Source organism: Modestobacter excelsi (assembly GCF_005930495.1).
GTDB lineage: Bacteria > Actinomycetota > Actinomycetes > Mycobacteriales > Geodermatophilaceae > Modestobacter > Modestobacter excelsi.
Genome location: NZ_SJEX01000127.1, coordinates 1 through 8609 on the forward strand (window position 1 = coordinate 1; position 8609 = coordinate 8609).

The 8609-nt window shown below is 75.5% G+C and carries 12 protein-coding genes and 1 riboswitch; of the genes, 7 read left to right on the forward strand and 5 right to left on the reverse strand.

Features of this window, described 5'->3' with window-relative positions:
- The 3 genes from FHL80_RS24265 to FHL80_RS24275 all read left to right on the forward strand — a co-directional run.
- Positions 1-581, forward strand: a 581-nt coding sequence (locus tag FHL80_RS24265) for a PAS and ANTAR domain-containing protein (RefSeq protein WP_138735894.1), incomplete at its 5' end; no start/stop codon positions are given.
- Positions 582-695: 114 nt separating this feature from the next.
- Entirely contained in the window at positions 696-1361 is a 666-nt protein-coding gene (locus FHL80_RS24270; protein ID WP_138735895.1) for a lysophospholipid acyltransferase family protein, read from the forward strand.
- Positions 1358-2857, forward strand: coding sequence for a cobyric acid synthase (locus FHL80_RS24275; protein ID WP_138735896.1), 1500 nt, complete (start codon positions 1358-1360; stop codon positions 2855-2857). The genes FHL80_RS24270 and FHL80_RS24275 overlap by 4 nt, the downstream gene beginning before the upstream one ends.
- A 68-nt stretch (positions 2858-2925) precedes the next feature.
- Here FHL80_RS24275 and FHL80_RS24280 read toward each other — a convergent pair whose 3' ends face one another.
- Entirely contained in the window at positions 2926-3315 is a 390-nt protein-coding gene (locus tag FHL80_RS24280) for an acyl-CoA thioesterase (RefSeq protein WP_138735897.1), read from the reverse strand.
- A gap of 49 nt (positions 3316-3364) precedes the next feature.
- On the opposite strand from FHL80_RS24280, the gene FHL80_RS24285 reads away from it, so the two are divergent.
- Positions 3365-3985, forward strand: a complete 621-nt coding sequence (locus FHL80_RS24285; protein ID WP_138735898.1) for an MSMEG_1061 family FMN-dependent PPOX-type flavoprotein — start codon at positions 3365-3367, stop codon at positions 3983-3985.
- Positions 3986-4017: 32 nt separating this feature from the next.
- Positions 4018-4443: a VOC family protein gene (locus tag FHL80_RS24290; protein WP_138735899.1), complete on the forward strand. Its 426-nt coding sequence runs from the start codon at positions 4018-4020 to the stop codon at positions 4441-4443.
- A gap of 56 nt (positions 4444-4499) precedes the next feature.
- Here FHL80_RS24290 and FHL80_RS24295 read toward each other — a convergent pair whose 3' ends face one another.
- Positions 4500-4712: a hypothetical protein gene (locus FHL80_RS24295; RefSeq protein WP_138735900.1), complete on the reverse strand. Its 213-nt coding sequence runs from the start codon at positions 4710-4712 to the stop codon at positions 4500-4502.
- Positions 4713-4931: 219 nt separating this feature from the next.
- On the opposite strand from FHL80_RS24295, the gene FHL80_RS24300 reads away from it, so the two are divergent.
- Positions 4932-5549: a type II toxin-antitoxin system PemK/MazF family toxin gene (locus tag FHL80_RS24300; protein ID WP_138735901.1), complete on the forward strand. Its 618-nt coding sequence runs from the start codon at positions 4932-4934 to the stop codon at positions 5547-5549.
- Between the two features lie 19 nt (positions 5550-5568).
- On the opposite strand, the gene FHL80_RS24305 is transcribed toward FHL80_RS24300, so the two are convergent.
- The 3 genes from FHL80_RS24305 to FHL80_RS24315 form a co-directional block, all read right to left on the reverse strand.
- A complete protein-coding gene (locus FHL80_RS24305) occupies positions 5569-5844 on the reverse strand; it encodes a DUF8847 domain-containing protein (RefSeq protein ID WP_138735902.1) in 276 nt (91 codons plus the stop codon).
- A gap of 65 nt (positions 5845-5909) precedes the next feature.
- The gene (locus FHL80_RS24310; RefSeq protein WP_138735903.1) at positions 5910-6965 is read right to left on the reverse strand and encodes an AbrB family transcriptional regulator; all 1056 of its coding nucleotides are present in this window, start codon (positions 6963-6965) and stop codon (positions 5910-5912) included.
- A gap of 25 nt (positions 6966-6990) precedes the next feature.
- Complete coding sequence (locus FHL80_RS24315; RefSeq protein WP_246078929.1) at positions 6991-7167, reverse strand: hypothetical protein; 177 nt, start codon at positions 7165-7167, stop codon at positions 6991-6993.
- Positions 7168-7423: 256 nt separating this feature from the next.
- Positions 7424-7508: riboswitch (cobalamin riboswitch) on the forward strand.
- Positions 7509-7570: 62 nt separating this feature from the next.
- Here FHL80_RS24315 and FHL80_RS24320 point away from each other — a divergent pair.
- Positions 7571-8609: magnesium chelatase ATPase subunit I (locus FHL80_RS24320; RefSeq protein ID WP_216871023.1), on the forward strand; the 1039-nt coding region annotated here is incomplete at its 3' end.

The window sequence follows — 8609 nt, forward strand, 5'->3', positions numbered from 1 at the left end:
GGTGGTGGTCCCCCGAGCTCTTCGACCTGCACGGCATGCCGAGCAGGTCGGTCCAGCCCACGGTCGGGCTGCTGCTCGCCCACGTCCACGACGACGACCGGCCGGCCCTGCAGGAGGCGCTGCGCGAGGCCGCGACCACGGCCGTCTCCTTCACCCGCGAGTACCGGGTGCTGCGGGTGGACGGCCGCCCGCTCACCGTGCTGCTGGTGTGCGAGCCGGAGACCGATGCGGCCGGCGCGGTCACCGCCCTCACCGGGCTGCTGGTCGACGTGACGGCGGGGCGGGCCCCCGCGCCCGCCGACGAGCAGCTGCGGCACCTGGAGACCGAGGTCGAGCAGCTGCGCAGCGCGATGGCGAGCCGGGCGGCCATCGAGCAGGCCAAGGGGATCCTGATGCTGCTCATGTCCTGCGGCGACCAGGTGGCGTTCGACCTGCTGGCGCACATCTCCAGCCACACCCACCGCAAGGTCCGCGACGTGGCGGTCTCGATCATCGAGTCCGCGAGCGGGCGCACCCCGCTGCCCGACGACGTCCGCGAGATCCTGCACGACGCCTGCCCGCCGGGTCGCGCGGCCGTCTGACCCCCGCCCCGACTCGCGTCGTACCCGCCCGTCCCTTCCGGGCACCGATCGGAGAGGATGCCCGGAAGGGTCCCGGACCGACGAGGGTCCGGGACGAGGGAGGGGAGCCGCCGCGTGTTCTACCTGTTTGCGCGGTTCGTGCTGCGTCCGCTGGTGTGGGTCGTCTTCCGGCCCGCGGTCACCGGCCGTGAGAACGTGCCGCTCACCGGGCCGGTGATCCTGGCCAGCAACCACCTCTCGTTCATCGACAGCATCGCCATCCCGCTGATGGCGCCGCGCAAGGTCGCCTACCTGGCCAAGGCCGAGTACTTCCGCGGCTCCGGGTTCAGTGGCTGGGTCTCCCGCACCCTGTTCACCGCGCTCGGCGCGCTGCCGGTGGAGCGGGAGGCCTCACGGGCGGCGCAGGCGGCGCTGGACACCGCGATGGGCGTGCTGCGGGCCGGTGGCGCGTTCGGCATCTACCCCGAGGGCACCCGGTCCCGGGACGGCCGGCTGGCCCGCGGCAAGACCGGCGTCGCCTGGCTCGCGCTCACCGCCGACTGCCCGGTCGTCCCGGTGGCCGTCCGCGGCACCGACAAGATCCAGCCGATCGGGGCGCGCTGGCCGCGACCGCACCGGGTGTACGTCACGTTCGGCGAGCCGCTGACCTTCCCCGGGCACCGCGGCCAGGCCGGCAAGGGCAAGGCGCGCCGCGAGGTCACCGACCAGGTGATGGAGGCGATCGCCGCGCTGTCCGGTCAGGAGAAGGCGGGCTGGGGCCTGCCCTCCGCCGCCGCGTGAGCGCGGCGCTGCTGGTCGCCGGCACGACGTCGGACGCCGGGAAGTCCGTGGTCACGGCCGGGATCTGCCGCTGGCTGGCCCGCCAGGGCGTGCGGGTGGCGCCGTTCAAGGCGCAGAACATGAGCAACAACTCGATGGTCACCGCCGACGGCGCGGAGATCGGCCGGGCGCAGGTGATGCAGGCCGCGGCGGCCCGGGTCGAGCCCGAGGCGGCGATGAACCCGGTCCTGCTCAAGCCCGGCGGGGAGGACGCCAGCCAGGTCGTCGTCCTCGGCAAGCCCGTCGCCGACGTCACGGCGCTGTCCTACCGGCCGATGAAGGCCGCGCTGCTGGAGCAGGCGCTGGCCTGCCTGGCCGACCTGCGCTCGCGCTTCGACGTCGTGGTCTGCGAGGGGGCCGGCTCCCCCACCGAGATCAACCTGCGTGCCGACGACATCGCCAACATGGGGCTGGCCACCGCCGCCGGGCTGCCCGTCGTGGTGGTCGGCGACATCGACCGGGGCGGGGTCTTCGCCGCGCTGTACGGCACCGTCGCGCTGATGCCGCCGGCCGACCAGCGGCTGGTCGCCGGCTTCCTGGTCAACAAGTTCCGCGGCGACGTCCGGTTGCTCACCCCGGGTCTGGAGTCCCTCGCCGCGCTGACCGGACGGCCGACGCTGGGCGTGCTGCCCTGGCAGCGCGGTCTGCACCTCGACGTCGAGGACTCCCTGGGCGTCGACGCGCCCCGCGGCCCCGCGCTGCCGCCGCACGGGGAGGACGTGCTGCGGGTGTCGGTCGCCCGGCTGCCCCGGTTGTCCAACTTCACCGACCTGGACGCCCTCGCCGCCGAGCCCGGGGTGCTGCTGCGCTACGCCGAGCGACCCGAGGAGCTCGCCGACGCCGACCTCGTGGTGCTGCCCGGCACCCGGTCGACCGTCGCCGACCTGCAGTGGCTGCGGTCCACCGGGCTGGCCGACGCGGTCCGCCGCCGGGCCGCCGAGGGCCGCCCGGTGCTGGGCATCTGCGGCGGGCACCAGATGCTGGCGCGCACCATCAGCGACGACGTCGAGTCCCGGGCCGGCGTCGTCCCCGGGCTGGGGCTGCTCCCGGCCGACGTCCGGTTCGGCATCGAGAAGGTGCTCGCCCGCCCGACGGGGACCGCGCTCGGCCACACCGTCCGCGGCTACGAGATCCACCACGGCGTGGTCACCGTCGACGGCTCCGCCGAGCCCTTCCTGGACGGCGCCCGGGCCGGCTCGGTCTTCGGCACGACGTGGCACGGCGCGCTGGAGGACGACGGGTTCCGCCGCGCCTTCCTCACCGAGGTGGCCCGGGTCGCCGGCCGGCGGTTCGTCGTCGCGCCGGACACCGACTTCGCCGCCGTCCGCGAGGCCCGGCTGGACGCCCTCGGCGACCTGGTGGCCGAGCACGCGGACACCGACGCGCTCTGGCGGCTGATCGAGTCCGGGCCGCCGGCCGGCCTCCCGGTGCTGCCGGCCGGATCCGCTGCCCGCTGACCGACGAGAGCTGCGGTCGCGGGCCTGCACGGCTGGCAGCCCCCGGGACCGCAGGACTCAGCCGCCGGTCAGTGCGCCGTGAGCGCGTCGCGGACGTCGTCCGGCCAGGGGGTCGGGCGGCCGTCGGCGGTGGCCACGTAGGTGCTGCGCACCGTGCAGCAGGGCCGGTCCCCCACCCCCACGGTGAAGACCAGGGTCAGGCTGGTGCGGCCCAGCGCCGCCAGCTCGACGTCCACCGCCACCGTGTCGCCGTACCGGGCGGAGGAGACCCAGTCCAGCGAGCTGGCCTTGACGAAGTACTCCAGCCCGCGGTCCACCAGCGCCTGCCACGGCAGCCCGCGCGCCGCCCACCAGGCGTTCACCGCCTCGTCGGCCCAGATCAGGTAGTGCGCGTTGAAGACCACGCCCTGCTGGTCGCACTCGACGAACCGGACCGGAGCACTCCACACCTCGGGCACGGGACGCAGGCTACGGATGGCTGCTCCGGACGGCGGCTACCGTCGACCCGTGCAGCCCGCCCTGGAGACCCAGCCCACCGACGCGGAGGTCCTGGCCGGCTACCGCACACCCTCCCAGCTCGTCCGGGACAAGGTCATCGACCGCGTCGACGAGCACTGCCGGGCGTTCATCGCCCTCTCCCCCTTCGCCACGCTGGCCACCGCCGACGCCGAGGGCTTCCCCGAGATCTCCCCGCGCGGCGGCGACCCGGGCTTCGTGCACGTCCTCGACGAGCACCGGCTCGCGCTGCCCGACCGGCAGGGCAACAACCGGGTCGACAGCCTGCGGAACCTCACCGTCAACCCGCAGGCCGCACTGCTGTTCTTCGTGCCCGGGGCCGAGGAGACGCTGAAGGTCTTCGGGACGACGTCGATCGTCGAGGCCGATGCGCTGGGCATCGACCTGGTCGAGTTCGGCCGGGCGCCCCGGTCGGTGGTCGTGCTGACCGTCCAGCGGGCGTACTTCCACTGCGGCAAGGCCGTGATGCGCTCGGGGCTGTGGGACCCGGCGCGGCAGGTCGACCGGTCGACGATGACCCCGTTCGGCCAGGTGCTCAAGGACCACTGCCAGCTCGAGACCCCGCTGCCCGACGACGCCACGATCCGCGCGGACCTGGCGCTGGAGCTGTGAGGACTGTCGGCGGCCGGCCGTAGCGTGCCGGCATGGCCTACCTCTTCCAGGTGACGATCGACTCCACCGCGCCGCACCCGCTCGCCGACTGGTGGGCGGAGGCCCTGGGCTGGGAGCGCGAGCCGACCGACGAGGCGTTCATCCGCCGGATGGTCGACGAGGGGAAGGCGGCCGAGTCCGACACGATGCTGCACGACGGCCGGCTGGTCTGGGCGGTGGGCGCCGCGATCAGGCACCCCACCGACGCCGCACCCCGGGTGCTCTTCCAGCAGGTGCCCGAGCCCAAGACGGTGAAGAACCGGGTGCACCTCGACGTCCGGGTCGGCCCGGAGAACGTCGACAGCGAGGTGGCCCGGCTGACCGCGCGTGGCGCGACGGTGCTGCACCACGGGCAGCAGGGCCCCTACCGCTGGGTCACGATCGCCGACCCGGAGGGCAACGAGCTCTGCCTCACCTGAGGGCCCCTGCAGGGGTCCCGCCGCGAGCGTGCGAGCGGTGGGCGGCAGGAGGTGTCTCAACAGCCGAGGCGCAGTTCCCGCTCGACCTCACGCTCGGCCTTCCGCTCGGCGACCGCGCGCTGGGCGAGCAGCCGGCGGCGCTCGTTGCGGGGCCGGCGCCCCGACCGGTAGCGGGCGTCCTCGACCAGCTGGAACGCAGCCAGCGCACTCGCCCGTACGGCGGTGGGGAATGGGACCTCGACCGGGTGGACCGGCTCGGCAGTGCTCATCAGGCTGCTCTTCCCCCCGTGGTGGCCGGTGCTCGACCCCCCAGTACGAGTGTGGCCCGCCGGACCGCATCTCAACCGCGATGTGACCCGTCAGTCCCGTTCTGCGCGGACCATCACACGCAGGCGGTCCCGCAGGTGAGCGCCGCGCGGAGGCGCGCCGACCCCGGCGGCGTGTCGCCGGGTGCCACGCCGCAGCGGCCATCCCCTACGGTCCCGTGGATGGCGAGCAGTGCGTGGCGCAGGGTCCTGGGTCGGCTGGTGGACGTGGCGGTCCGGCAGGGCAGCGAGGAGCTGGCCCGGCGCACCCGGCGTGACCGCTCCCCCACGGCGCCCCGCCCGTCCGCGCCGCACCGCGCCGCCCCGTCCCGGTCCGCCACCCCCGCCGACCAGCCGCGGGCCACCCTGCCGCCGGCCGGCCCGCCGCGGCGCCGCGGCATGGTCACCGAGCACACCGGCCCGCTGCGGCTGGAGTACCGCCCGCACGACGACGACCGGCCCGACCCCGGCGAGGTCGTCTGGGCCTGGGTGCCGTTCGAGGAGGACGACGGCCGGGGCAAGGACCGGCCGGTGCTGGTGGTCGGCCGCGACGGCGACGCCCTGCTGGCGTTGATGCTCAGCAGCAAGGAACACGACCTCGACGCCGAGGACGAGGCCCGCCACGGCCGGCACTGGGTGGACGTGGGCACCGGCGCCTGGGATCGGCAGGGCCGACCGAGCGAGGTGCGGGTCGACCGGGTGCTGCGGATCGACCCGGCCGACGTCCGCCGCGAGGGTGCGGCGCTGGACCGGGCGCACTTCGACCAGGTCGCGGCCGAGGTGCACCGCCGCCGCGGCTGAACGGCCGCGCGGGTCCAGCTCAGTCGGCGCAGCCGTCCTCGTCGCGCTGGGTGCGCGGGCGCAGGTGGTAGACCCCGGCCGAGTCGGTCAGCGACTGGAGGTCGTAGCGGTGCACGACCTTCGGCCCGCCGTGCAGGTGCACGTGGGTGATGGTCGGCAACGGGTCGCCGTGCCGGGCCTCGCGGATCTCCACCCGGCCGTCGAGCGGGCCCCCGACGAAGAGCAGCACGGCATCGGTCTCCTCCGCGCTGCTCACGGCGTCGGCACTCGCTTCTCCCTCGGTCGACTGGCGCACCCGGACCAGGGTAGGCGCGCGCCGGCCCGGCCAGCGACGGGTCCACAGCGGTGTCGCGGACCCGCTCAGCCGGACCGGGGCCGCAGCAGCCGGGCCAGCAGCGGCGCGGAGAACAGCATCACGAACAGCCGCAGCACCTGCACCGACAGCACGAACGTCGCGTCGGCACCGCTGCCGGTGGCGGTGGCGAGCACCGCGTACAGCCCGCCGGGTGTGGTCGCCAGGTAGCCGTCGAGCAGCGTCACCCCTGCGGCGCGGGACAGCACGACGCCCAGCCCGGCGCAGGCGGCGACCGCCCCGACGATGAGCGCCAGGGCCAGCGGGAGCGCGCGGCCGACCAGCCGCAGGCTGTCCCGGGTGAAGCCGAGCCCCACCTGCAGCCCGATCGCGAGGAACCCGGCCGCCTCGACGACGGCCGGGACGCCGGCGCCCCGGGACAGGCCGGTCAGGTCCAGCGCGGCGGCGACCGCGAGCGGGCCGAGCAGCGCGCCGACCGGCACCCGGCTGACCCGGCCCAGCAGCACGCCGACGACGGCGCAGACCACGGTGACCAGCAGTCCGGCGGGCCAGCCGGGACCGTCGTCGGCCGGCGCGGTCCCGCTGCCGGAGGAGGCGCCGTAGACCGTCGTCGCCACGATCGGCATCGCGACGACGATGAGCAGCACCCGCAGGTACTGCAGGACGGCGACCACCTGCTCGTCGGCGCCCAGGTCGCGGGCCATCGCGGTGATCCCGGAGGCACCGCCGGCGATCATGGAGAACGCGCCGGTCACCGGGCTGATCCCCCGCTGCAGGCGCATCAGCTGCCCGGCGACCAGGCTGACCAGCAGGGTCGCGACGGTCACCGCGAGCACGGGCAGCCAGTGCTCGGCGATCGTGCGCAGGGTGCCGGTCTGCATCAGGGCGCCGATCGAGACGCCGATCACCGCCTGCGCGCCGATGCCGGCCGAGCGGGGCAGCGTCAGCCGGGTGCGGCCCAGCAGTGCCCGGCCGAGCCCCGCGACCAGCCCGCCGAACAGCGGGGCGGAGGGCACGCCGAGCAGGGCCAGCAGCGCGCCGGCGCCCACCCCGACCGCGAGGACGGCGCCCCGGTCGAGCAGCCCCCGCCGTTCGTCGTCCACCGCCGCCACTCTGCCCAGGCGCCCGTCACCTCTCCGCGCGGGCCCCGTCCAGCGGCTCGTCCCGGGGTGCGTCGAGGGGTGCCTCGACGATGCGGCGGAGCTCGGCGACGTGCGCGGAGGAGGCGGCCCGCCCGGTCGTGGTCAGGGCCAGGCTGGTGTGCAGTCGCGGCGGCGGGTGGATGACGGCGTCGAAGTGCGGCACGACCGCCGTCACCGCTGGCCGCGCAGCCCGGCGACGTGGGCCCTCCCCCACTGGCGGCTCAGCACGGCACCCGGTCGGCCAGCGCAGCGCGGTCGGCGTCCAGGGCGGCCAACTGGGCAGCAGCGACGTCCCGGTCGATCTCGTTGCTCTCCATGTCGGAAAGCGCGACGTAGGACTTTCCACTTCGACCAGAGACGCTGCCCCTGTCCTCCCGCGGGTCCTCGTGGTCTGATGAGCGCGAACCGCAACGGCAGTGGAGGAAGCCCGGTGGAATCCCGGCGCGGTCCCGCCACTGTGATCCGGCGAGCGCCCTCGGGAGCCTGCCGGGGAGCCAGGAACTCCCGCCGTCGCCTCCTGCCACCTCCGGGCGTGGACACCCGGGGAGAGGACCAGTGGTCTACCCGTGACCTACCCGTTCGGCGCCGTCGTCGGCATGGACGACATGCGGCTCGCCCTCCTGCTCAACGCCGTCTCCCCTGCCGTCGGCGGTGTGCTGGTGCGCGGGGAGAAGGGCACCGCGAAGTCCACCGCCGTGCGGGCGCTGTCCGCCGTCCTCCCGCCGGTCACCGTCGTCGCCGGGTGCCGGTTCGCCTGCGACCCGGCCATCCCGGACCCCGAGTGCCCGGACGGCCCGCACGACCCCGACGCCCCCGGGGTGACCCGGCCCGCGCGGCTGGTCGAGCTCCCCGTCGGCGCCTCGGAGGACCGGCTGGTCGGCTCGCTGGACCTGGAGCGCGCGCTCACCGAGGGCGTGAAGTCCTTCGAGCCCGGGCTGCTCGCCGGCGCGCACCGCGGCGTGCTCTACGTCGACGAGGTCAACCTGCTGCACGACCACCTGGTCGACCTGCTGCTCGACGCCGCTGCGCTCGGTCGCGCCTACGTCGAGCGGGAGGGCGTCTCGGTGCAGCACGCCGCCCGCTTCCTGCTGGTCGGCACGATGAACCCCGAGGAGGGCGAGCTCCGGCCCCAGCTGCTGGACCGCTTCGGCCTCACCGTCGAGGTGGCCGCCCCGCGGGACGCCGACCTCCGCGCCGAGGTGGTGCGCCGCCGCTTCGCCCACGACGCCGACCCGGCCGGCTTCGCCGCCAGCTGGGCCGCAGACGAGGACGCCCTGGCCGCCCGGATCGCCGAGGCGCGCCAACGGCTGCCGCGCGTCGTCCTGTCCGACGCGGCACTGCGCCAGGTCACCAGCGTCTGCGCCGCCTTCGACGTCGACGGGCTGCGCGCCGACCTGGTCACCGCCCGCGCCGCCATCGCCCACGCGGCGTGGTGCGGCCGGGAGGAGGTGACCGAGGACGACGTCCGGGTCGCGGCCCGCCTCGCCCTGCCGCACCGGCGCCGGCGCAACCCCTTCGACGCCCCGGGCCTCGACGAGGACACCCTGGAGCAGGCGCTCGCCGATTCCCGCCCCGAGGACACCCCGCCCGAGGACGACCCCGGAC